The 22,587-nt window shown below is 47.1% G+C and carries 20 protein-coding genes; 12 read left to right on the plus strand and 8 right to left on the minus strand.

Going from position 1 to position 22,587, the window contains the following annotated elements:
* Positions 1–27: 27 nt before the first annotated feature.
* Complete coding sequence (locus AAGC78_RS12405) at positions 28–1,485, plus strand: PLP-dependent aminotransferase family protein (protein ID WP_435784400.1); 1,458 nt, start codon at positions 28–30, stop codon at positions 1,483–1,485.
* Between the two features lie 56 nt (positions 1,486–1,541).
* Here the strand turns inward: AAGC78_RS12405 and AAGC78_RS12410 are convergent, their stop codons facing one another.
* Positions 1,542–1,709 (minus strand): hypothetical protein, encoded by a 168-nt coding sequence (locus tag AAGC78_RS12410; RefSeq protein WP_435784401.1) that lies wholly within the window; start codon positions 1,707–1,709, stop codon positions 1,542–1,544.
* 440 nt (positions 1,710–2,149) lie between these two features.
* Here AAGC78_RS12410 and AAGC78_RS12415 point away from each other — a divergent pair, with 440 nt between their 5' ends.
* Both AAGC78_RS12415 and AAGC78_RS12420 read left to right on the plus strand, forming a co-directional pair.
* On the plus strand, positions 2,150–3,778 hold the full coding sequence (locus AAGC78_RS12415) for a cellulose binding domain-containing protein (protein WP_435784402.1): 1,629 nt from the start codon (positions 2,150–2,152) through the stop codon (positions 3,776–3,778).
* A gap of 166 nt (positions 3,779–3,944) precedes the next feature.
* Positions 3,945–4,280 (plus strand): type 1 pili tip component, encoded by a 336-nt coding sequence (locus tag AAGC78_RS12420; protein ID WP_435784403.1) that lies wholly within the window; start codon positions 3,945–3,947, stop codon positions 4,278–4,280.
* 20 nt (positions 4,281–4,300) lie between these two features.
* Here the strand turns inward: AAGC78_RS12420 and AAGC78_RS12425 are convergent, their stop codons facing one another.
* Positions 4,301–5,632 (minus strand): MATE family efflux transporter, encoded by a 1,332-nt coding sequence (locus AAGC78_RS12425; protein WP_435784404.1) that lies wholly within the window; start codon positions 5,630–5,632, stop codon positions 4,301–4,303.
* A 139-nt stretch (positions 5,633–5,771) separates the two neighbouring features.
* Between AAGC78_RS12425 and AAGC78_RS12430 the strand changes: the two genes are divergently transcribed.
* Positions 5,772–6,185, plus strand: coding sequence for a YbaN family protein (locus AAGC78_RS12430; RefSeq protein WP_435784405.1), 414 nt, complete (start codon positions 5,772–5,774; stop codon positions 6,183–6,185).
* A 16-nt stretch (positions 6,186–6,201) separates the two neighbouring features.
* On the opposite strand, the gene AAGC78_RS12435 is transcribed toward AAGC78_RS12430, so the two are convergent.
* From AAGC78_RS12435 to AAGC78_RS12445, 3 genes are read right to left on the minus strand one after another with little or no spacing between them, the layout of a single operon-like run.
* The gene (locus AAGC78_RS12435; RefSeq protein WP_435784406.1) at positions 6,202–6,615 is read right to left on the minus strand and encodes an ExbD/TolR family protein; all 414 of its coding nucleotides are present in this window, start codon (positions 6,613–6,615) and stop codon (positions 6,202–6,204) included.
* 3 nt (positions 6,616–6,618) lie between these two features.
* Positions 6,619–7,344: a MotA/TolQ/ExbB proton channel family protein gene (locus AAGC78_RS12440; RefSeq protein ID WP_435784407.1), complete on the minus strand. Its 726-nt coding sequence runs from the start codon at positions 7,342–7,344 to the stop codon at positions 6,619–6,621.
* Positions 7,345–7,399: 55 nt separating this feature from the next.
* The gene (locus tag AAGC78_RS12445) at positions 7,400–8,026 is read right to left on the minus strand and encodes an energy transducer TonB (protein WP_435784408.1); all 627 of its coding nucleotides are present in this window, start codon (positions 8,024–8,026) and stop codon (positions 7,400–7,402) included.
* A gap of 211 nt (positions 8,027–8,237) precedes the next feature.
* Between AAGC78_RS12445 and AAGC78_RS12450 the strand changes: the two genes are divergently transcribed.
* The 3 genes from AAGC78_RS12450 to AAGC78_RS12460 all read left to right on the plus strand — a co-directional run bounded on the left by AAGC78_RS12450 (position 8,238) and on the right by AAGC78_RS12460 (position 11,996).
* Positions 8,238–9,515, plus strand: a complete 1,278-nt coding sequence (locus AAGC78_RS12450) for a hemolysin family protein (RefSeq protein ID WP_435784409.1) — start codon at positions 8,238–8,240, stop codon at positions 9,513–9,515.
* Between the two features lie 332 nt (positions 9,516–9,847).
* Positions 9,848–10,912, plus strand: coding sequence for a glycoside hydrolase family 11 protein (locus AAGC78_RS12455; protein WP_435784410.1), 1,065 nt, complete (start codon positions 9,848–9,850; stop codon positions 10,910–10,912).
* A gap of 145 nt (positions 10,913–11,057) precedes the next feature.
* The gene (locus AAGC78_RS12460) at positions 11,058–11,996 is read left to right on the plus strand and encodes a HEAT repeat domain-containing protein (protein ID WP_435784411.1); all 939 of its coding nucleotides are present in this window, start codon (positions 11,058–11,060) and stop codon (positions 11,994–11,996) included.
* 86 nt (positions 11,997–12,082) lie between these two features.
* Here AAGC78_RS12460 and AAGC78_RS12465 read toward each other — a convergent pair whose 3' ends face one another.
* Both AAGC78_RS12465 and AAGC78_RS12470 read right to left on the minus strand, forming a co-directional pair.
* A complete protein-coding gene (locus tag AAGC78_RS12465; protein ID WP_435784412.1) occupies positions 12,083–14,152 on the minus strand; it encodes a S46 family peptidase in 2,070 nt (689 codons plus the stop codon).
* 164 nt (positions 14,153–14,316) lie between these two features.
* Positions 14,317–15,681, minus strand: coding sequence for a hypothetical protein (locus AAGC78_RS12470; RefSeq protein WP_435784413.1), 1,365 nt, complete (start codon positions 15,679–15,681; stop codon positions 14,317–14,319).
* Here AAGC78_RS12470 and AAGC78_RS12475 point away from each other — a divergent pair.
* The 3 genes from AAGC78_RS12475 to AAGC78_RS12485 all read left to right on the plus strand — a co-directional run bounded on the left by AAGC78_RS12475 (position 15,662) and on the right by AAGC78_RS12485 (position 19,307).
* Positions 15,662–16,042 (plus strand): hypothetical protein, encoded by a 381-nt coding sequence (locus AAGC78_RS12475; RefSeq protein ID WP_435784414.1) that lies wholly within the window; start codon positions 15,662–15,664, stop codon positions 16,040–16,042. The two genes, AAGC78_RS12470 and AAGC78_RS12475, sit on opposite strands and share 20 nt — an antisense overlap.
* Positions 16,043–16,542: 500 nt before the next feature.
* Positions 16,543–18,231 (plus strand): gamma-glutamyltransferase, encoded by a 1,689-nt coding sequence (ggt, locus tag AAGC78_RS12480; RefSeq protein WP_435784415.1) that lies wholly within the window; start codon positions 16,543–16,545, stop codon positions 18,229–18,231.
* Positions 18,232–18,260: 29 nt separating this feature from the next.
* Positions 18,261–19,307, plus strand: a complete 1,047-nt coding sequence (locus AAGC78_RS12485) for an FUSC family protein (RefSeq protein WP_435784416.1) — start codon at positions 18,261–18,263, stop codon at positions 19,305–19,307.
* A 79-nt stretch (positions 19,308–19,386) separates the two neighbouring features.
* Here the strand turns inward: AAGC78_RS12485 and AAGC78_RS12490 are convergent, their stop codons facing one another.
* The gene (locus AAGC78_RS12490) at positions 19,387–20,160 is read right to left on the minus strand and encodes a 3-oxoacyl-ACP reductase family protein (protein WP_435784417.1); all 774 of its coding nucleotides are present in this window, start codon (positions 20,158–20,160) and stop codon (positions 19,387–19,389) included.
* Between the two features lie 134 nt (positions 20,161–20,294).
* Here AAGC78_RS12490 and AAGC78_RS12495 point away from each other — a divergent pair, with 134 nt between their 5' ends.
* Together AAGC78_RS12495 and AAGC78_RS12500 are read left to right on the plus strand one after the other, a co-directional pair.
* The gene (locus AAGC78_RS12495) at positions 20,295–21,218 is read left to right on the plus strand and encodes a LysR substrate-binding domain-containing protein (RefSeq protein ID WP_435784418.1); all 924 of its coding nucleotides are present in this window, start codon (positions 20,295–20,297) and stop codon (positions 21,216–21,218) included.
* A gap of 97 nt (positions 21,219–21,315) precedes the next feature.
* The gene (locus AAGC78_RS12500) at positions 21,316–22,434 is read left to right on the plus strand and encodes a hypothetical protein (RefSeq protein ID WP_435784419.1); all 1,119 of its coding nucleotides are present in this window, start codon (positions 21,316–21,318) and stop codon (positions 22,432–22,434) included.
* The last annotated feature ends 153 nt before the right edge of the window (positions 22,435–22,587 follow it).

The raw sequence follows: 22,587 nt of genomic DNA on the forward strand, positions 1-22,587 counted from the left end.
CACATTCAATAAAATTTTTAGGGCCATATGGATTACCAGTTCCTGTTCGATCAATACAACGCCAAGCAATCTGGTACAAAGCAATCGCAACAGCGCCGTTTGTATCACTGCCTGCGCGATGCGATTTTGCGCGGGCAGTGCAAAGCGGGAACATCTTTGCCCGGCAGCCGCAGTTTGGCGGCGGAGCTTAAACTATCGCGCAATACCGTGCTTTACGCTTACGAGCAATTGATCACGGAAGGTTTATTGCTTTCCTCCGGTCGCAGCACCATTGTCGCCAGTGGTTTGCCCAGCTTAACAACGGCTGCAACTGATGCGGAGGCGAACAAACCCCTGCAATTGTCTGCGCGTGCGCAGCTCACCCCTTGGCCGTCTGATCCGCATGGTTCATTTACGGCATTTATGTCAGGTGCTCCAGCGCTTTCGCATTTTCCTATCGCGCAATGGCGCCGCTGCCTGGATCGCGTTTGGCGAGAGATAAATTTTCAGCAACTCGATTATGCCAATGCTGCGGGTGAGCCGGTGTTGCGTGCGGCGATTGCCGAGCACATCACCAGTACGCGCGGAGTATTGTGTACTGCCGCGCAAGTTTTTATTACCGATGGGACACAGCAGAGTCTCGGTATTTGCGCTCACGCATTGGCAAGCGCGGGTGATGTTGTGTGGATGGAAAATCCCGGTTACGGTGGTGCGTTTCAATCCTTGAAAGCTGCTGAGCTAAATGTGCGTGGAATTGCAGTGGATGCTAATGGTATTGCGCCCAGTGAAAGTGATTGGGAAAAATTTACGCCGAAATTAATTTACACCACACCATCACATCAATTTCCATTAGGCAGTGTGATGAGTATTGAGCGGCGGATTGCATTAATCGAATCAGCTAAAAAGTACGGGGCGTTAATTATTGAAGATGATTACGACAGCGAATTTCGCCGTGATGGGCCGCCACTGCCAGCGATGCAAGGATTGGTTGCCGATGCGCCGGTCATTTACCTTGGTACTTTTAGTAAGACATTGTTTCCAGCTTTGCGGATTGGCTATGTAGTGGTACCTAAAGGATTGGCTGAACCTTTCGCGGGAATGTTAAAGCTCGGGCATTTACGCGGGCGCAGTGCCGATCAACTTGCACTGGCGGAATTTTTACGCGCGGGTCATTTTGCTACGCACCTTAAAAAGATGCGCCGTTTATACGCTGTGCGTCGCGATGCGCTTGTAGCGGCAATTGATAAATATCTTTCGCAGGTTGCTACTATTTGCGGTGGATCATCCGGCATACATATCACCATCGCTTTACCGGAAGCCTTGAATGATGTGGATATCAGCGTTGCTGCATTAGCGCAGGGAATATACACCCAACCATTAAGTCGTCTGGCAACGGGTGAAATTATGTGTAACGGTTTATTACTCGGCTATGCACAGGTGCATGAGGGCGAAATGGATCAGCACATTGCAACTCTGGCGGCGGTAATTAATGCCAGCAAAAAATGAGCGCGCCTATGCGCTCATTTCTCTTAATCTTGTTAGGTTACCGATACAGTTGCTATTTAGACTGCTACTATCGGTGCTGCTGTTAGCGATGATAACAACGACGTTAGTAACAATAGCGAAACCACCAGTGACGGCAATACCACCGATGAAATTACCAGCGTCGATATCACCGGCGATGAAAGTAGTGTGAGCAAAGTTCCTGTTATATCTCTGAGCGATTTCATAGCATTTCTCCTTAATGGCTACCCGCGTTTATCGTTAGTACATTTGATGAGCGCCGGGATTTTCAGATTACATCCATAGGTAAAATGCCGATGTGAGGAATGAGCGCGGAGATTTGTGAAATATTCACACACTCTTCTCGGTGGGTGAGCACGGTTGTTACTGTCAAACAACTCGTTTTGCCAAGTGTGATACCGGCTTTACTCTTGCGTGTTAATTTGTTGTAGTCTTACCGCACTAAAAATCAGTTTTTCTGTAGTAAAACCATAACAATAAAGTTTATAAAAAATCTCTCCGTTAAATATCAACCCTTTGATGTTCCTTGTTTATTTGCGTGACGAATAGAACAGGGGATTGATTCGTATGATTACCAACAACCACTGCGCCTTGCGCACCGGGTTTTTGTTGGCTGCATACTCTATTTTTCGTGGAGGAATTATTTATGAAACTATTATTTGCAAAACCACTATTTATAAAGCCACTATTTGTGAAGCTATCCTTGGGTAGGATTTTAACGGGATGTTGTGTATTGCTAGCGCTCTATGGCAATACTGCATTGGCAGCCAAATGCGAATACAAAATTGCAAATGACTGGGGCAGTGGTTTTACCGCAACTATTCGCATCACTAATGATGGTAACGCACCTGTATCTGGCTGGTCGGTGAATTGGAATTACACCGATGGTTCGCGTGTCACCAGTAGTTGGAATGCCACATTGTCTGGCGCCAATGCTTACGCTGCTACGCCGCTGAATTGGAATAGCAATATTGCAGTGGGTTCGAGTGTTGAATTCGGTGTGCAGGGAACCAATGGTGCGAGTAGGGCGCAAGTGCCAACAGTTGCTGGCACAGTTTGTTCCGGCGCGATTACGTCAAGCGTTGCAACATCAAGCATCGCCGCGCCCAGTAGTGTGCCAGCGAGTTCAAGTGTTAGATCCAGTTCCAGTGCGCCATCGTCAGTGGTACCGAGCTCGAGTTTACGTTCATCTTCAAGTATCAGCGTTGCTTCTTCCATTCGTAGTTCCACTGCTACATCGGCAGCGGGGCAAGCGTGTAATTGGTATGGCACGCTCACGCCACTCTGCGCAACTACCGCCAACGGCTGGGGTTATGAGAACGGCAAAAGTTGCGTTGCAGTTTCCACTTGTAGCGCGCAACCGGCACCTTATGGCGTTGTTGGTGCGACATCGAGTATCGCTTCTTCCGCCGTAACATCTTCAAGTAGATCGAGCCTTGCCAGCTCTGCGCCATCATCAATACCGGGTTCGTCATCGCGCGGTTCATCCAGTGCAATGAGCAGTTCAACCAGCAGCATTCCGCCTATTGTTGGTGGATGCGACGGTTACGCGACGCGCTATTGGGATTGTTGCAAACCGCATTGTGGATGGTCGGGCAATGTGCCGGCACTGGTTGCGCCTTTGCAAAGTTGTGCGGCGAATAATTCGCGCTTGAGTGATTTAACCTTGCCGAGCAGTTGCGACGGTGGCAATGCACATATGTGTTGGGGCATGGCACCGTTTGCAGTGAGCGATACGCTCGCTTACGGCTTTGCTGCTACATCCAGTGGCGATGTGTGTGGCCGCTGTTATCAATTGCAATTTACGGGCAGCTCACACAACTCACCGGGTGATCCTGGCTCGGCGGCGCTCGCCGGTAAAACCATGATCGTGCAAGCTACCAACATTGGTTACGACGTAGGTGGCGGGCAGTTCGATATTCTTGTACCGGGCGGTGGCGTTGGGGCGTTTAATGCCTGCTCGGCGCAGTGGGGTGTTTCCAATTCGGAATTGGGTGCGCAATACGGTGGATTGCTGGCGGCATGCAAACAAGAGCTGGGTTATAACGCCAGCCTTGCGCAGTACAAATCCTGTTTGACCAATCGCTGCAATAGCGTATTTGGTTCGCGTGGATTAACCGAGTTGCAGCGCGCCTGTACCTGGTATGCCGATTGGTTCCAGGCTGCTGATAACCCCGCACTTAAATATAAAGAAGTCGCATGCCCGGCTGAACTTACATCGCGTTCCGGCATGAGTCGTAGTGCATTAAACGATATTAAAACCAGCTGTAATTAATCGATTTATACATAATTAATTCTCGGGTTAATGAAAAAACAATGTGCCCCTGCGCACATTGTTTTTTTGTATCTGCGCCTAAACTCTGGACTACACTTAAATCAGGAAACAGCTGGATCAGCAGCAAAAAGTTTCTGTATTAGTTAGTTTGGTGGAGGCGTTAGTTATGCACTTGAAAGAATTGGTAAATCAGTGGGAATCCCATGCCCAGGGTGTGTTGACAAAAGATACCTACGCAGTTCATTTGCGCGCGGAAGATGCCGCAAAAATTGATGCACTGGCAGAGATGTATCCCAAACGCTCGAAGGAGCAGTTGATCTGCGAATTATTATCGGCGGCGCTCGGCCAATTGGAAGCAAGCTTTCCCTATGTGCAGGGCACCGCTGTAGTTGCGACCGATGAAATGGGTGATGCTATTTACGAGGATGTAGGTCCTACTCCACGATTCATGGAGCTGACCAAAAAGCATCTCGCGCAATATAAAGAATATCGCGCGAATTAGTCTGGATAGCTGTTGGTAATTTATTTATCGCCTACGCTTTTTTGCAGCGATGGGAAATAAATTCCTAGGCAAATCGCACGCGCGACTACGTAAATGATAAAGGCTATCCACAGTCCATGATTGCCTGCAATCGGTGCCAACAACCACACCGCCGCTAAAAATACCAGCAGCGAAAACAGCGATGCATTTCGCATCGCACAACTGCGCGTGGCCCCAATAAAAATCCCATCCAACTGAAATGCAGCGAAGGATAACAACACATAAATTGCCGCATAAGGTAAATAAGTTTTAGCTTCCTGTTGGATTGCTTGCAGTGGATTGAGTGCATCGATCGCAGGCGAGCCAAACAGCAGAATTAAGCCCATTAACCCCAGCGCACAAGCGGCCGCAATTTGGGTTGAAACAATTACTGCGCGATCAAATAAAACGCGGTTGCGCGCACCAATTGTTTTTCCTACTAGTGACTCTAACGCAAATGCAAAACCGTCCAGAAAGAAAGCAGAGAAGGAAATAAACTGCAGCAGGATATGGTTGGCTGCCAGTGTTACATCACCAAATTGTGCACCGCCATTGGCAAACCAACCGAAACCGGTCAATAAAAATAGCGTGCGCCACATAATGTCGCTATTGGTTTTCAAGGTATTGATAAGGGCAGTGCGATCCAGAATTTTTTCCCAATGGAAAAACATATCTTTGGTTGCTGCATCCGGATGCAGCGATTTAAATAGCAGCATGCAGCCCACAATAAAACTGATCCACTCTGCAATTAAGGTTCCTAGCGCAACACCGCGCACGCCCCAGTCCAATACCACGACGAAAATAATATCCAATAATAAGTTGAGGCCGTTAAGCAATAATTGCAGCCACAATAATCGGCGCGTTTGCCCAAGCCCAACCAGTGTGCCGATGATCGCATAGGTGCCCAATGTAGCTGGTGCACCCCAAATGCGGATTTGCATATATTCGCGCGCGCTTTGTTCAACGGCTTCACTACCATCCAATAACCAGAAGGCGATTGATGCCAATGGATATTGTGCAATGACCAATATCGCTCCGATGGCGATGCCGAGTAACAGCGCGCGCGTAAATGCGCTGCGCACTTGCACCTGGTCACCAGCGCCTGCAGCTTGCGCAGTAAAACCGCTAGTGCCCATGCGCAGGAATCCAAAACCCCAATAGACAAAACTGAAAATCAGCGAGCCCAATGCAATCGCGCCCAGAGCGGCAGCATTTCCGGTGTGGCCAATTACGGCGGTGTCGACGAGACCGAGTAGTGGTACGGCGGCATTGGCGAGAATAATCGGAATCGCCATGTGGATAATGGCGCGATGGCTGGTTGCTTGGGGGATCACTTTATCGAGGCTCTGGTTTTCTATATTGGGATTATAGATAAGTTTGCATTGGAGAAGATTTAGTCTGCAACTACAATACATCTGCGAACATTAAATAGTGTGTTCGAATGTATTGATTAACGGCGAATTGGATTGCCTTATGAATGTGCCTGAAAATATTTCCACCGCAATGCTGAAGCGACCTTTGTCTGTAGCAAAGCGTTATCTGTTGTTGATTTTTGCCTGGTGCTGTTTGGCGATGGGAATAATTGGAGTTTTTGTCCCGGGTTTGCCTACGACGGTATTTATTCTGATGGCGGGTTGGGCAGCAGCAAAAAGTTCGCCGCGATTTTCCCATTGGCTTGAGAGCCATAAACTGTTCGGCCCTATGCTACGCAATTGGCGCGAGACGCGCAGTGTGAGCCGCAAAGCAAAATGGAGTGCAACAGTGACTATGCTGTTGTGCGCAGTTATTTTATTTTTTACCGCGCCGCAGTTATGGATCGCGGAAGTGATTAGCTTGGTGATGGCAGTGGTGCTTGCCTGGTTGTGGATGCGACCTGAGCCTAAGTGAGAAATAAAAAACCCGGCTATGCGCCGGGTTCTGTAACAAATCCTAATTTTAAAATACCGGATCGTTGCACTGCAGCCATCGTCTTGATGACGTGTTCGTAGTCTACTGTTCTGTCACCACGAATATGCACTTCCGGTTGCGGTTGCTTGCTTGCTTCGGTAGCCAAACGCAACTCCAATTCTTCCATTGTCACTTGGGTTTCATTCCAGTAAACATGTCCATCGGCATTTACTGCCAGATTGACCGTCTCCGGTTTTAATTCATTGGGCGTGTTATCCGCGCGCGGCAAATCGACTTTTACCGAGTGGGTTAATACAGGTACAGTGATGATAAAAATAATCAGCAATACCAACATGACATCCACAAGTGGTGTCATGTTGATTTCATTCATTACATCGACGTCATCGTCGAGTCCACCGCCGAAAGCCATGGCTTACACCTCTTTCTCTTTGCGTGGAGTGATTTTGGTGATGATGCCTTTATTCTGCATTGGGCTGCCAGTAATAAAGTAAGCATGCAATTGATGAGCAAAGCGGTTGAGCTTGTTCAGCACACCTTTGTTCGCGCGTGAAAGGGCGTTATAACCCAATACTGCTGGAATCGCTACTGCCAAACCAAACGCGGTCATGATCAGTGCTTCACCCACCGGGCCAGCTACTTTATCAATACTCGCCTGACCGGAAACGCCGATACCTACCAACGCATGGTAAATACCCCATACTGTTCCGAACAATCCTACGAACGGAGCAGTAGAACCAACCGATGCCAAAATTGCCAAGCCGCGCTGCAAACGCTCTGCGCTTTCATCGATAGAGCCGCGCAGACAAGCGGTGAGCCATTCAGCCAATGGCAAGTGACCGTGCAGGTCATCTTTATGGTTGCTGTGATGGTCGAGCGCTGCCTGGCCTTCTTCTGCCAAATGACGGAATGGCGTGCTGCGGTCTTCACCCAGAGTGCGCAAGCCTTCAGCGAAAGTTTGTGCATGCCAGAAATCATTCAGGCCTTGCGCCGGGCGACGCAAACGCCACAAACCCCAGGCGCGCACAACAATAACCCACCAACTGGCGATGGACATAATTAACAGAATAATCGCGACGCTTTTGATGAGAAAGTCGCCTTGCTCCCAGATTGAAGCAATGCCGTAGGGGGAAGAATCCATATAAACCTCAAAATGCAAAAATAAAAATTACTAAAACAAAAAGTGACCAACCAAATCAGTGCAAATTAAATTCAACTGGTTGTTCGTACCAAAAATCGATTTTGCTACCGCCTTGGGTGGCCGGATGGTAGCGCCACTGTTTCACTGCTTTTACTGCGGTATCGTCCAGGCGCTTGTAACCACTGGAACTTTTTATCTTGATCTCGCCTACGGTGCCGTCGGCTTTGATCAGGATTTCTAACACTACAATTCCTTCTTCACGTAAACGACGTGACAAGTTTGGATATACCGGCGCCGGGTTGCTGAGTTGTCCTGCTTCAGCACGCGGTGGTAAAACCGGTTGTGGTGCTGGCTCAGCCTGTTTGGGTTCCGCTGGTTCTTGTACTGGCGGAGGCGGCGGTGGCTCTGGTGCTTTTACTGCGCGCTCCGACGGTGGTGCTTTCGGTGGCGGTTTTGGTAATGGTTTCGGTTCGGGTTTTGGTTCCGGCGGCGGTGGAGGTGGTGGCTCCGGCGGCGGCGGTGTTTCTTCAGGTTGGGACATCACAATCGTCCCCTGAATAGTCGGCATTACAATTTCAATGGGTTTGGGTGCTGAAGGTGCAAGTAGCACAACAGCAAATACAGCGGCATGAGCGCCGATGACTATCAATAAGGAAATTAACGGAGAATGTTTGGATTGCATTGGCTACTGCTATGAGAATCGAATGAAGCTGCGAATAATTAGGTGGCGCTAATGATAATGTTTCTCATTGATTTAGGCAATCGATTAAGCGCCACTGACGTATAAAACTTCTGCACTTATAACAATTGTCGTCAGTAAAACTGGTTTTGACCGCATATCCCAATGCTATACTCGGCGTCCCGCGCACATGCGCCTTGGTCAGTAGGACCTTATGGAAATCTTTATATTGCTGGGCCTGATTGTCTTGAACGGCCTTTTTGCGATGTCGGAAATCGCCATCGTTACCGCAAAAAAATCCCGCTTGATGGCGCTCGCCAGCAAAGGTAATGGCTCAGCCAAAGCTGCACTGAAACTTGCAGAAGATCCCACCCAGTTTTTATCCACGGTTCAAATCGGCATTACGTCCATCGGCATCATGAACGGTATTTTCGGTGAGTCCATCCTTGCTGAACCTTTTGCGCTATGGCTGCAAACCTTTGGTGTGCCAGTACACTTCAGCGATAACTTCGCCACGATTTTGGTGGTAGTAGTGGTGACTTATTTATCCATCGTTGTCGGTGAATTGGTGCCCAAGCGTATCGGCCAGATCAGTGCGGAGCGCATTGCTTGTTATGTTGCCAAGCCAATGCAAATACTGGCGATCGTTACTAAACCCTTCGTGTATCTATTATCAGGTTCCACTCGCACGTTGATGCGTTTGCTGGGGTTTCATCAAACGCAAAGCTCGCAAGTCACCCAGGAAGATATCCACGCAATTCTCGATGAAGGTTCAAGCTCTGGCGTTATTGAAGAGCAAGAACATGCGATGGTGAAAAATGTATTGCGGCTTGAAGCGCGCAGCATAGTGTCGTTGATGGTGCCGCGTGCAGATATTATTTATCTCGATACGTCTTTATCGCTCGCTGAAAACTATCAACGCGTGACCAAGTCACCTCACTCTCGTTTTCCTGTGTGCACCAAACAAATCGATAATTTAATTGGTGTGATCAACGCAAAAGAATTATTGGCCGAAGCGATTCGCGGCAGTTCGGTCGATCTCGAATCCATGGCGCAACCGTGTCATGTTGTGCCTCAATCGCTGACTGGTATGGAGCTGCTTGAATTCTTCCGCTCATCGCACAGCCAAATGGTATTTGTAGTCGATGAATACGGTGAGCTCAGAGGCATAGTCACGCTGCAGGATTTGCTCGAAGCACTCACCGGCGAATTTGTAATGGGCGAGGGTGAAGATGCCTACGTGATTCGCCGCGATGATGGTTCGCTGTTGCTGGATGGCATGTTGGCAATTGTAGATTTGAAGGATTGCCTTGAAATTGAAGATCTCCCCGAAGAGGGCGATTACCAAACCCTGAATGGCCTGATCATGATGTTGATGGGGCGTATTCCCGCTACTGGCGACAAGGTGATAGTGCAGAACTGGCAATTGGAGATTGTCGATATGGATGGCCGTCGTATCGATAAGGTTCTCGCTTACAACCTCGATAATTAATTTACTCGCTCTAAATCCCTTCTTTCCATCAAGTCCTATCTGCTTTGGCTTTCATCGCCAGCGATAGGGCTGATACCCATCTACTCACTAAGCACGCGATAAAAATCCGATAAATGGTTTATGTGACTATATGCTTATGGTTTATTTGACAATAAATAGATCTGGATGTATACAAGTATACGTTGAGTGGCCACGCCGTTTTTAACAATAACAGCAATGCTATATGGCGCTCGATAAACGCCTGCTTGCAATGGGCAGGATCAACCTTCCAACAGTCCTTCCTCCTCTATAGGTGGTATTGGTTGAAAGGCTAAAATCCAGAGAGACTAATAATGAAATTAACCAACACCGGCAAAACTATGTTTACCGCGCTTATCGGCGCTGCAGCTCTGTGTGCAACAGCAGTAAGTGCACAGACGTTAACTTCCAATTCAACTGGCACTAACAACGGTTTTTATTACACCTTTTGGAAAGATTCCGGTAATGCCTCAATGACATTGCAATCCGGTGGTCGTTACACCTCGCAATGGAATAGCGGCACTAACAACTGGGTAGGTGGCAAAGGCTGGAATCCGGGGACGAGTTCACGTGTAGTCAGTTATTCCGGCAACTACGGTGTTACCGCTAGCCAAAACTCTTACCTGGCATTTTATGGTTGGACCAGAAGCCCGTTGATTGAGTACTACATTATCGAGAGCTACGGTTCATACAATCCTGCCAGCTGTTCCGGCGGCACTGACTACGGCAGCTTTCAAAGTGATGGTGCTACTTACAATGTGCGTCGCTGCCAGCGCGTCAACCAACCTTCAATCGATGGTAATCAAACCTTCTATCAATACTTCAGTGTGAGAAATCCGAAAAAAGGTTTCGGCAATATCTCCGGCACCATTACTTTTGCGAACCACGTTAATTTTTGGGCGAGCAAAGGTTTGAATTTGGGTAGCCATAATTATCAAGTATTGGCGACTGAGGGTTATCAAAGCACGGGTACTTCAGATATCACTGTAAGCGCAGGTAGCGGCAGTGGCGGTGGTAGCTCCAGTTCTGCACCATCAACCGGTAGCAAAACGATAGTAGTGCGCGCACGCGGTGTTACCGGGCAGGAAAGTATTAGCCTCAAAGTAAACAACACCGTTGTGCAAACCTGGACATTGACTACCAGCATGGCCAATTACACCGCGACCACTAATTTATCTGGTGGCTCGTTAGTTGAATACACCAATGATGCAACTGGTCGCGATGTGCAAGTGGATTACATCAGTGTTAACGGCAGCGTTCGTCAATCGGAAGCGCAGAGTCACAACACCGGTGTTTACCAAAGTGGAGCCTGCGGTGGTGGTAACGGTATGAGCGAATGGTTGCATTGCAATGGCGCTATTGGTTACGGCAACCTTTAATCTCTCGCTCAATTTGTAGATGTAAGTTCGCAAAGAAAGAGGCGGGCTATCCGCCTCTTTTTAATCAAATGATTAATCGTTAACAAATTTAGTCGACATTAAATTTGATCGATAAGATTAAAAAAATAATAACGAGAGCTGACAAATGAACATTACCTTTGAACGCACAAAACCTCTGCTGCTATCCGCTGCTATAGGTGCAGCCATAACCTACGGTTTTCTCACATGGATGGCGGACAAAGAATCTGGTCAGAATCAAGACGTTGTTGCACTGGAAAACAAAGTCCAGCAACTTGAAGAATTACTCGCACAGAAAAATGCCGAGCTGACCCGTGCATCATCATTAAACATGAGTAATTCTGGCAAGCCTAAACAAACTGTAGAGGCTCAGGCGGCGCAGCAGGAAAGTGGTAAGCAATCCGATGATGTTAACCAGGCATTGGGCATGAGCAACCCAACACCGAGTGAGCAAATACAGAGAGACTTGATTACCCAATCTGATCGCGACCCGCGTTCTTTTTCGGTAAAAGTAAATGATCTTCTCGCAGCCAATTCCAGCGCAGAAAATATTGCCATTGTTAGCAAGAGTGTTTTTGATTTAGCAGAGAGTCGCGAGACCTTGTCCGATTCTGAATTGGATGTGCTTTACCATGGGCAAAACAATCCGGATATAAAGCGGGTTGTTGCCCAAGTAGCATCCGCGCGTGGCGATAACATTCTAATGGAAAAACAAGTTGCCGAGGCGCAAGCGGGGTTGCGTAGCGAGAGTCCTTCGGTGCGACAAAAAACACTGATTGAATTGGCGAAAACCCGTCATGTCAGTGCTGCTAATGCAATCACACCATTGCTGCAGGATAGTGACAGTAGCGTGAAGTTGGATGCATTATTAGCGCTGCGTGCAACGGGAAATCAAAGCCATATCGGTGTGGTTGAACAGCTGGTTAATGATCCTGATCCCGCTGTGAGCTGGCTGGCAAACGATGTGATTAGCAACCTACAAAACCTGAGCGATAAAGCGCGCACTAAACTTTCCAGTATCGACATAATGGCAGAATTACCGCTAATGCCTGCTCCCAATAGTTAAACCAAATATACAAATAAAAATGGGGCAGTTAATCTGCCCCATTTTATTTTACGTGTTTGATATGTGTGCCAGAAGTTTACCCTTCGCTAGAGTTTTAATTCTTTCACTAAATGATCCGCTTTATACACTCGCTTTAATGCTTCACTGATTGCGGCGGGGTGTACTGATACAGCGCGGTTAACGGTTTCATCAAAAAAGTAAGTGCCGCCGAGTGATTTAATATTACCATCAAAAATCAGCCCGACTACTTCGCCTTTTGCGTTGATCAGCGGGCTACCGGAATTTCCACCGACGATATCGTTAGTTGAAACCTGATTAAAGCGCGCTTTTTTGTCGAGCTTTTTCTGGGCAGCAACCCAGCTATCAGCAAGTTTAAAGGGGGCGTAATCTGTTGCACGTTCAAACAATCCGTTAATGTCGGTGAAGGGTTTGATCGCTTTGCCATTTTCATCCCAGCCGCGAATTACACCGTGGGATAAGCGCAGCGAAAAGGTTGCGTCCGGTGCTACTTGAGTGCCTTGGTATGCGAAGCGGGCTTTTGCCAATTGATTGGCCGCCGCTTTCTGTACTGGCTCGATATTATGGTCGTATTCAGTCCGCAACTGCCGAGCGTATTCATCGATCAAAAATGCCAGTTTTATTGCAGGGTCATCGCTGGCCTTAACAGTAGTTGCACCACCTTCCCAGAGTTTTTTGCGCGTCGCAATGTCACCCAGTTTGCTGTTTGACACTATGTCATTCGCCAGCGATTCCGGAGATTGTTTACCGAGGATACGTTTTACCGCAGGATTATCCACGCCCAATCTTTCGCGCAGTTTGCTCAGCGACCAGCCTAATTTCATGCGCTCAAAATCCGGGTATAACGGTGATTCTGCAAATAATCCTGCTTGCACTGTGGGCAAGCTTGCGTCAGAGAATTCGCGCAAGCGCTGATTGTCCGGCTTTTCTTTTTCGGCTGTGCCACGCACTAAAGTACGCGCCCACAGCACGTGTTGCGACATGGCTCCAAAGCCGGTCTCGACCATCATGTAGTCCACGTAGAGGTTGCGCCATTTAGTTTGCACATCGCTCAGGGTTTTCCACGGATCACCGTAAGTGCTTACGCGAGTTGCATCGCTCGTCGCCCAATTGCGGAAGGCACTTTCCTGCTCGCGTTTTTGTTGCATGACTTGTTTGGATAACAGCGCCTGGAACATGCCGGTACGCGCTTTAATTCCATTCTCAACATTGGTTAATTCAGTTTGGGCGATGCGCGCGTGCTCCTCACTTTCTGACGAGTATTGCAGCAAAAGTCCGCGATATTCCGCCGCGATTAATAAACGGAATGGCAACACCAAATCGCGTTGGGTTTCCAATTCGTCCATGGTCAATAAACGTTGCGTTGAGCCCGGGTGGCCGAGTGTCATCACCAGTTGGCCTTCTTGCGCGCCTTTTGGATTGATTTGGAACCAATCTTTATTCGCGAGCGGCTTGCCTGTTTTATCGTAAACACGCAACAAGCTCATATCCAAATTATAGCGGGGGAAATTAAAATTATCGGGATCGCCACCGAAAAAACCTGACGCATATTCAGGTGCAAAGACCAGGCGCACATCCTGATAACGCGCATACTGATAAACATGATATTGACCACCGCCATACAGCTCGACTATATCGCAGCGCAGTTGATCACCTGTTTCACCAACACACTCTTTTTCGATACGCGATTGCTCAGCTTTTTTTGCATCGCTAAATGCTTTACCTGATAAACCCTCAAGTGCTTTCTGCATGCGTGCAGTGACATCTTCTGTTTTTTCGAGTCGATTTATTTCCACGCCGGGGCATTGTTTTTCTTCGCCAGTTGTTTTTGCGAGAAAGCCATTATTCACCAAATCCTGCGCCTGACTGGATAAGTCTTCTACACAACCGGCTACGCAGTGATGATTGGTCAGTACCAAACCCTGCGCAGATACAAATGAGCCGGAACATCCGCCTGCCAAACGCACTGCGCTGCGCATGGATTTATCCAGCCATGCCTGCGTGGGCTTGAAACCGTAGGTTTTCTCCAATGTGGAGAGCGGAAGATTGTCCAATGTCCACATGCCTTCTGCTGCGGTTGATGGCAGCGACATCAATGCGCCGCTTGCTAACAGACATAACCTTGTCATTAAACGCATAATCAAACTCCTGCTGGTGATGGATAGAATCTCTTGCTGGAGTGTAGTTTATAAGATGATTCAAGACCTATAAATTCATCACGTCTTGATTAGTGGAATAGATTCTATAAATAAAATAACCACCGGCGACAGTTAGAGCGCTGGTGGCTATATTTCAAGAGGTTTTATTGAACCAAATTAGTAACTCTAACTAAGCTATTGCTTTGATCGTTGTAATAGAAAGCATCGCATTTCATCGTGGTTGTTTTGCACAGGCTTGTAGCACCAAAGCGGAATGTGTCTGCATCTGCCAAGTCATAGCCCACATCTGGCAATGAACCTAAGGTATTGAGGCTTTGGCCTGTGGTGCCACTAATCATACTAACCGTACCTTTAGCCATGGTTAAGCGGTCATCTGCGTATTTGACTACAACATATCTATCGATACTTAGTGAATCGTACAAACTTATTGCAGCACCGTAGAGTGAGATCAATCCAGTATTTTTGTGTTCGATGTTGGAAGTGTTATTACTGAGTATCGATCCGAAGGTTGATTGTGACTGGTCTGTCACGTTAATTGATAAATAAAATACACGTTCATTATTTGCACCAAGTGTTACTGCGTTCGCAGGTATATTTAAAGCTGATAGAGATCCGCCAGTTTTATTTAACGTTGAGTATCCTGTAGGGTCGCTCAGTACAAGCTTGGTATTTGTTAAATCAAGCAATGTCATGAATGGCTGATTACTGGTAAAAAGTGTTGATAATTGTGGGGTTGCAGTATCTGTCAACTTATTGATAGTGGTTTTTCCTGTCGACGCGCCTTGGGAGTTTAATTCTGGGGCAGACCAATAGTAATCTGAATTATCACTTATTCCGATTGTAGAATTATTGTCGGGGTAGGTAATGATCGAAGAGGATAGTTGTTTTGTTGAATAATCAAAGCGTTTGATTGCTCCATCTACAGCGATAAGAAGTGATTTTCTGCTGCCGTTAATGACGCTAACTTCATCAACAACACTACCTAGAGATACAAAATTATTAAATTGCGTGTTCACGTAACCGTAGTTGCTGCCGTCTCTGACAATGAATCCGGCTATTCTGCCGCTATCGCTATTCATGTACGGAGCTAATACCTCTTTTGTTCCCAGATTAATCGGAGCACTATTTATATCCATTGCTACTGTTACTGCTTTGTTGGTGCAAGTGTTACCCGATTTTGCGCTATAAAATATTACGGATGAGGTTGGGACATAATCCGGGAAACTGGTTAATACCCCGCTGCCAGATGAGCCATCTTCGCAACTTACTGCTACTTGAGTTTCGTTGCTAAATTGTACTGGTGTAGGAGTAGTGGTATTAAGATCTGTTTTATAAAGTTTTCCATCTTTAATAAATACAACGTAAGCAGGCCGTAAATTGCTCAAACCTGATGTACTGTTGTAGTCAGCTTGTGGCAGTGTAAGAAATGTTGATTGGATTGATGATGCAATTTGTAGTGGAGATGTTGGATTTTTGGGGTTTATCAATATGACATCTTTGGCGGTCATAGAGTTGACGCCTGTAGGAAGTAGGCCTAAGTTGCCGTTGCCATTACCCGAGCTTGAGTTGGCTGCACTGCTGGTTGCGGCGGATGAAATATTTGATGACGCTGAGGATTTACTGCTGCTCAATGTTGCTGTGCTACTTGTACTCGAAACAATGCTTGATGAGGTGGTAGCGGATGAACCTTGTGAGCTGGTTGGTTTGGAAGAAGCGAGTGAGCTGGCAGGTTTAGAGGACGCTGGAGAGCTCGACGATTTTGATGTATTACCATTACCGCTGCCACCGCAGGCAGTTAAAAAGGTTGATACAACTAGTCCTATGATAAGTCTTTTCATAAATTCAATTCCATGTTTATGTCAATTATGAGTGTCAAATATGACGGCGCCAATTGTAATTTGATGAAAATTTTTGAATTGTAAAAAGATTTAATAATTCGAAATTTAGTGTTAACAGCAGGATGGTAGGTTTAACAGCTTGGATAGGGGAATTTAGGTAAATAGCATTTCTCCTTCTTTTTAAGGGTTTGATTTCTTGATGGGTGATTATGACGGGGCTATCATGTGGGGGAATGTAAAACCTTGTGCTATTTCAATTAACACTATTACTTCATTGCACTGATCTTCATTATATTACCCTTGCTCAAGACAGTCATAGCTAAGGTCATAAAGGTAACAACCATTAAAAGCACCTCCTTAGTGGAAGATGGGATTTCTGAGGTGGTTGCGGAACAACTTTATATTTTCATGTTTGTTGTGTCTGCTCTGATTGTAAAGGACTCCGTGGTAGTAAATTGTAAAAAATCTAATACCCCTAATTATTTTTGCCGTTTTTGTCACCGCTCACGATAACAAGTATTGGAAAAGTCTATGAATAAAACAGCTGCTATTTTGTTTTTCTTTTTGCTTTCTGGCGTTTCTCAAGCAGCTCGATCAGTCGGTGATTACGCGCAAACCAGCCCTGACGGGCGTGTCGCGGTCGCTACGGTAAATCCTTATGCAAGTTCAATTGCCATGGACGTTGTGGCACGGGGTGGTAATGCGATAGATGCCGCAATTGCAGCAGCTTTTACATTGGGGGTTGTCGATGGTCACAATTCCGGAATCGGCGGTGGTTGTTTTATTTTGGTTCGCACGGCAGATGGCCGAATATTGGCAATTGACGGTCGTGAAATGGCACCTGCAGCTGCATCGCGCGATATGTTTTTAGTGGATGGTAAAGCGAATCCTGAATTAAGCCGGACTGGTGCATTGGCCTCAGGTATTCCCGGTTCTGTTGCTGCACTTGAACGATTGCAAAAGCAGGGCGGTAAATTGCAATTTCGCGATGTGGTTTTGCCTGCTGCTGATTTAGCGGAAAAAGGTTTTTCTATTTCGCCAGCATTAGCTGAACGGATCGCAGCGACGGCGGATAATTTGGCAAAGTTTCCTGCAAGCGCTGCTATCTTTTTAGATAAAAATAATAAACCGCTACCTGCTTTTTCAACCTTGCAACAAAAAGATTTAGCGGTGACGTATCGCGCAATCGCGAAGCAGGGGCCACGTTATTTTTATCAGGGCGATTTTGCTAAAAAAACCGGTCGTTGGATGGCCGCAAACGGCGGCATTATCACGGATAAAGATTTTGCAAATTATCAAGTCAAAATGCGCAAGCCTATAGTGTCGGAGTTTGCAGGTTATACACTTTACGGTTTTCCTCCGCCCAGCTCCGGCGGTGTCCATGTTGCGCAGATTCTGAATATTCTTGAGCAATTTGATCTGGATAAATTAGCGCCTGCCGAGCGCTACCATTTAATTGCCGAAGCAATGAAATTCGCTTTTGCGGATCGCGCTTATTGGTTGGGTGATGGTGATTTCACCAAAGTGCCACTTGCACTCACTGATAAACGTTATGCCCAAACAATTGCGAAAAAAATTAGCCTTGATAAAACCACTGCTGATATCACCCACGGCAATCCGGATGTGGATATACAACACTTAATGAACAAACACACCACCCATATTGCCGCAGCAGATAAAGACGGTAACTGGGTTGCGATTACATCGACGGTGAACACCAGTTTCGGCAGCAAAGTGGTTATTCCGGGAACCGGTGTGGTATTGAATAACCAGATGGACGATTTTTCCGCGCAAGTCGGTGCTGCTAATGCATTTGGTTTAGTGGGGTCGGATGCGAACGCAATTGCGGCGCGCAAACGTCCGCTGTCCAGTATGAGCCCGACCTTGGTGTTTAAAAATAATGAACCGGTAATGGCACTCGGTGCGGCAGGTGGCCCGACGATTATTTCGCAAGTTGTGCAAACACTTTTGTATTCACTCAATGATTCCATGCCGGTCGAAAAAGCCATGGCGCAAGCGCGTATTCATCAGCAATGGAATCCGAACCTGTTATTTGTAGAAGCTGCTATTCCTGCAGAAATCCAGCAAGCGCTACAGAAAAAAGGTCACGATTTGAAAATTTGGCCGACCATGGGTGCTTCGCAGGCAATTCAATTGCGCGATGGCAAATTGGTGCCCGTAGCTGAACCGCGCGTTATTTTGCAAAACCAGAAGAAGTAATCTGTTTTGATTAATCAGGAATCATGATTGTGCGTATTGTGTTGCTGCACCTTAAACAATTGCTCGCGCTAAAAAAGGCAAACCGCCCCTGGCATGTTCCTTTTATGGCATCGCTCTGCGTGGGTATTCCCGCGTTATTGGGCGCTTATTTCGGACGATTGGATTTAGGGCTTATCGGCTGTTTGGGTTCGATGGTTTTTTTGTACATTCGCCCAACCAGCATTCCCCATCGCATGGCGACTATGGTCGTCTGTTCATTTGGTTTTTCTGTGTGTTTTGCGCTGGGGTTAAGCGTCGGCTTTTCACCTTACCTCGGCGCAGTGGTATTGGCATTTGTTGCGCTCTTGGCTGCATTCATCACACGCCTGTATGCGATGCCGCCACCGGCGAGCTTCTTTTTTATTTTAGTCACAGTGATGGGCATTACTTTGCCGTTTGATTTGGCGATCTTGCCGATGCGCGTGGGCTTGATGACGCTGGGCGGAATTTTATCTTGCCTGATGGTTTTCTTTTACAGCTTATGGGCGATTCGCCGGGTCGCAGTAATTGTGCCGGATGTGCAACAAGAACAGCGCACGCCGGTATTGGTAATGGAAGCTACGGTGATCGGCATTTTTGTCGGTGGCTCTTATTTAATCGCATTGTTATTAGGGTTGCATAATCCGTATTGGGTGCCGATTTCTGCCGCTGCCATTATGCAAGGCGTTAGTTTCAGAATGGTATGGCAACGCAAAATTCATCGCATCGTCGGTACTCTGGTTGGGATGGGGCTCGCGTGGAGTATTTTTAAACTGCAATTGAACGCTTGGGAAATGGTGGCGGTAATTGTGGTGCTGAATTTTATCGTGGAATTTTTGGTAGTACGCAATTATGGTTTGGCAGTGATTTTTATTACGCCTTTAACGGTTTTGTTTGCCGAGGCATCACCAATAAAAATCAGCCCTGATGTGCTCTTGGATGCGCGCTTACTGGATATTGTTTTAGGCAGTTTTATTGGCTTTATCGGCGGTTGGGTTTTGTACCAGCCTAAACTATTCGAGAAGTGCTACAAGCGTTTCTTTGCTCCGAAAAATTAATGCACAATTATTGACGCAATAAAAAAGAGTGGAGCCTACGGCAATCCACTCTTTTATCCGATGTGTTTACATCATCATTTTACAAACCAAATCCACCATCAATATTCCAGCTTGCGCCAGTCACATAGGCTGCTTCATCGCTCACCAGATACGAAACCAATCCGGCAATTTCATCTGCTTTGCCGTAGCGTGGTAAAGCCATGATGCCGCGCAATGTATCAGCAAAGTCACCATCAGCAGGATTCATATCGGTATCCACCGGGCCTGGTTGGATATTGTTAACGGTAATCCCGCGTGAACCTAAATCCCGCGCAAGACCGCGAGTGAAAGTTGCGACGGCTCCTTTGCTCAAGCTATACACCGACATACCGGGGAAGGGCACAATCTGCGCGTTGATACTGCCGATATTGATAATGCGTCCGCCGCTCTTCATGTGGCGAATTGCTTCCTGTACCGCAATAAAAATCCCTTTGACGTTAACCGCGATTAGTTGATCGAAATCGGCCTCCGCAAAATCATCAATCGCGGCCATGGTCGCCACACCGGCGTTGTTGACCAGAATATCTAGCCCGCCCAATTGTTTTACGGTTTCTGCTACTGCATGGCGGATCTCATCGGCTTTGGCGCTGTTGGCTTTGATCGCAATTGCGTTGCCACCTGAGTCACGAATCTGCTGAACTACTTCTTCTGCACTGGCACTGTTGCTTGCGTAAGTGATGGCGACGGCAGCGCCTTGGCTGGCGAGGCGTTTGGCTGTAGCTGCGCCAATACCGCGTGATCCGCCAGTAACCAGCGCTACTTTGCCAGACAGTGATTGATTAGCTTGAACTGCGATGTTTGATTGAGTGCTCATAATATTTGCTCCGGTAAATTTGTTAGGGGAAGTCTTTAGTACGGAGCCAGTTTGTTATTTTTATTGCTTTACTTGTAGTGGGTAGTTTGTACAATCATTTTCAACTAAAAGTTGAATATAGACAGTGAGGAAACATGGAGACTCTGGCCAGTATCGAATCATTTGTACGCAGTGCAGAGACCAGCAGTTTCTCTGCCGCAGCACGGATGTTGGGGCTAACACCTGCGGCGGTAAGCAAAAATGTTGCGACCCTGGAAGGAAAACTGGGCATACGCCTGTTCCAGCGCAGCACCCGCCGGCTGACCTTAACCGAAGCGGGCGAAGCCTTTTTATTGGAGGTGAGTGGCGGGTTGGATACCGTGCAAGCAGCGTTGGCCAACGCCAGCAGTCATCGCGGCCAGCCTTCGGGTACGCTCAAGGTCAGTCTCGCATTCGGATTCGGGCGGCAATACATACTGCCGTTGCTAACGGAATTTATGCGGCGCTACCCCGACATCCAACCTGATTGGCGGTTCGAAAACCGTCAGGTCGATTTGATCAACGAAGGGATAGACGCTGCGATTGGCGGTGGTATCGAATTAGCGCGCGGTGTTGTCGCTCGTGAACTGGCGCGGCCACATCTGGTGTTGGTGGCATCGCCCCAATTTCTCGCGGATAAAAAACTGCCAAAGACCCTTGCCGATGTTGCTGGCTGGGATGCCATAGTGCGCCGCTCTTCCAACACAGGGCGCATCCAACCCTGGCAGCTACGCGACAAACAAAACGAACAAATGTTGATTGAACCCAAAGCGCGGCTGATTCTTAACGACCCGGAAGCAATATGCGATGCAGCCAGAATGGGCTTGGGGGCTGCTCTGGTGCCAACACCCCATGCCTTTAACTATTTGCAAGACGGCAGTTTGGTGCGCTTGCTGCCCAAGTGGTACGGTGATGTCGGCCCCTTATCGATATATTTTACGAGTTCAAAATTGCTGCCAGCCAAAACCCGCGCCTTTGTCGATTTTATTGTGGAGCATTTTCGGCAGGCGGAATTAGCTAAAAAGTTTTCGGGCGCCTGATGATTTTTGCCGCAGGCTAAAGGTTTTCTTGATAACGCCGATATTCAGTAGATGGATTTTACCAGCGCACTATTGCAGTGTTAGAAAGGAGCAGTTTATGAGTGAAATACAAGCGACGACCTCCAGTGTTAGCAATCTTCATCATCAGGTAGCATCGGCTGCTCCAGTGCGGTCGGAATCTGTTGATGTGCCTAATGATCCGCCCAAATCCAATTTAAATATCAGCGCGGAAGCTCAATATCTTTTTGAGATAAATAAGTATCTTTCGGGGCTTGAGCACAGTGAGCGCGCGGAGGTTCTTGCGTATCTCTCACAAGGCAGCGATCCGCTACAACAGAAAGCAGCTGAACACTTTAAGCAAGTCCAAGAGCCTTTGATCGGTTTGAACATAGTGTTGCAGGATAATCCAGACCTCAAAGGGCCTGAGTTGTTGAATACCGGTTTTGTCCTGGATGAATCAACGGCTGTCATTGTTCGCCCATTAACAACCCATATTTTCCGTCTTGATGACAATGATAATTTTATTCATGCAAGTCAGGGGAATCTACAGCCGTTCAAAGACCGGCTTGATGCATTAGAAAACAACTCGGCAACTATTTTAGGGGCGCAAGACCGGGCTAATTTATTTGGCTCTGTAGCCAATGCCCTTGCTGAGTCAGGAAATGTTTTTTATTCGGCTGACGATGTTCTTTATTTCAATTACGTACACCAAAAAGCGCGCGATGCTATAAATTTTTTTGATGCACCTGATGATCTCAAGTCTGCATTAAGTAATTTATTGCAGGAAGGCATTAACTTCCAAAAAAAGACGCAAGCCAAAGTGTTGTCTGAAGCTAGCGCGTTTGCAAATCATCCCATCCACGGCGCTACTGTGCGCGAAAACCTACGTTTGGGTTCTGCGGCGCAACACTTTAATTATCAATACCAGAATGCCCTCCAGACAAATAATCTATCGGTATTGGGCTCAGCTGCGACACTCCATAGCCTTCTGCAAGGTCATACCGATCTTGCCCGATTCAGCCCTGATAAAATTAATGAAGCACTTTCTTTTTACGAAAAAGACTACGCTCGTTTTGAGCGCGCTTTGAATAAGGAGTTTTCATCGATAGGGGCTGAGGCAAAACCCTTCTTGGATATTGAAGCGATTGATGCCGGGCGTAATTATGCGTTGAAAGTGATTGATGAGATTCAGGGGTATGTAGCGGTGGGAAAATAGGTTGATAGCCCTGCAGCTAAGCCAAGTGCGAAGATTATTAGGCTAATAATTCATCTGTAAAAATACAACTAAACAATATAGCGTGGCGTTTCAGATTTTATTTCTCCTTGCGTACAAGTTTCTGCTATCTTGGATAACAAAAATTTAAGCGAC

It is taken from the genome of Cellvibrio sp. (assembly GCF_039207905.1).
Taxonomy (GTDB): domain Bacteria; phylum Pseudomonadota; class Gammaproteobacteria; order Pseudomonadales; family Cellvibrionaceae; genus Cellvibrio.

Coding starts and splice junctions, on each gene's coding strand:
- AAGC78_RS12500 (WP_435784419.1), top strand. CDS start 21,316: ATGAGTGAAATACAAGCGACGACCTCCAGTGTTAGCAATCTTCATCAT.
- AAGC78_RS12465 (WP_435784412.1), bottom strand. CDS start 14,152: ATGCGTTTAATGACAAGGTTATGTCTGTTAGCAAGCGGCGCATTGATG.
- AAGC78_RS12405 (WP_435784400.1), top strand. CDS start 28: ATGGATTACCAGTTCCTGTTCGATCAATACAACGCCAAGCAATCTGGT.
- AAGC78_RS12420 (WP_435784403.1), top strand. CDS start 3,945: ATGCACTTGAAAGAATTGGTAAATCAGTGGGAATCCCATGCCCAGGGT.
- AAGC78_RS12440 (WP_435784407.1), bottom strand. CDS start 7,344: ATGGATTCTTCCCCCTACGGCATTGCTTCAATCTGGGAGCAAGGCGAC.
- AAGC78_RS12415 (WP_435784402.1), top strand. CDS start 2,150: ATGAAACTATTATTTGCAAAACCACTATTTATAAAGCCACTATTTGTG.
- AAGC78_RS12450 (WP_435784409.1), top strand. CDS start 8,238: ATGGAAATCTTTATATTGCTGGGCCTGATTGTCTTGAACGGCCTTTTT.
- AAGC78_RS12445 (WP_435784408.1), bottom strand. CDS start 8,026: ATGCAATCCAAACATTCTCCGTTAATTTCCTTATTGATAGTCATCGGC.
- AAGC78_RS12460 (WP_435784411.1), top strand. CDS start 11,058: ATGAACATTACCTTTGAACGCACAAAACCTCTGCTGCTATCCGCTGCT.
- ggt (WP_435784415.1), top strand. CDS start 16,543: ATGAATAAAACAGCTGCTATTTTGTTTTTCTTTTTGCTTTCTGGCGTT.
- AAGC78_RS12475 (WP_435784414.1), top strand. CDS start 15,662: ATGACATCTTTGGCGGTCATAGAGTTGACGCCTGTAGGAAGTAGGCCT.
- AAGC78_RS12410 (WP_435784401.1), bottom strand. CDS start 1,709: ATGAAATCGCTCAGAGATATAACAGGAACTTTGCTCACACTACTTTCA.
- AAGC78_RS12435 (WP_435784406.1), bottom strand. CDS start 6,615: ATGGCTTTCGGCGGTGGACTCGACGATGACGTCGATGTAATGAATGAA.
- AAGC78_RS12495 (WP_435784418.1), top strand. CDS start 20,295: ATGGAGACTCTGGCCAGTATCGAATCATTTGTACGCAGTGCAGAGACC.
- AAGC78_RS12430 (WP_435784405.1), top strand. CDS start 5,772: ATGAATGTGCCTGAAAATATTTCCACCGCAATGCTGAAGCGACCTTTG.
- AAGC78_RS12455 (WP_435784410.1), top strand. CDS start 9,848: ATGAAATTAACCAACACCGGCAAAACTATGTTTACCGCGCTTATCGGC.
- AAGC78_RS12470 (WP_435784413.1), bottom strand. CDS start 15,681: ATGACCGCCAAAGATGTCATATTGATAAACCCCAAAAATCCAACATCT.
- AAGC78_RS12490 (WP_435784417.1), bottom strand. CDS start 20,160: ATGAGCACTCAATCAAACATCGCAGTTCAAGCTAATCAATCACTGTCT.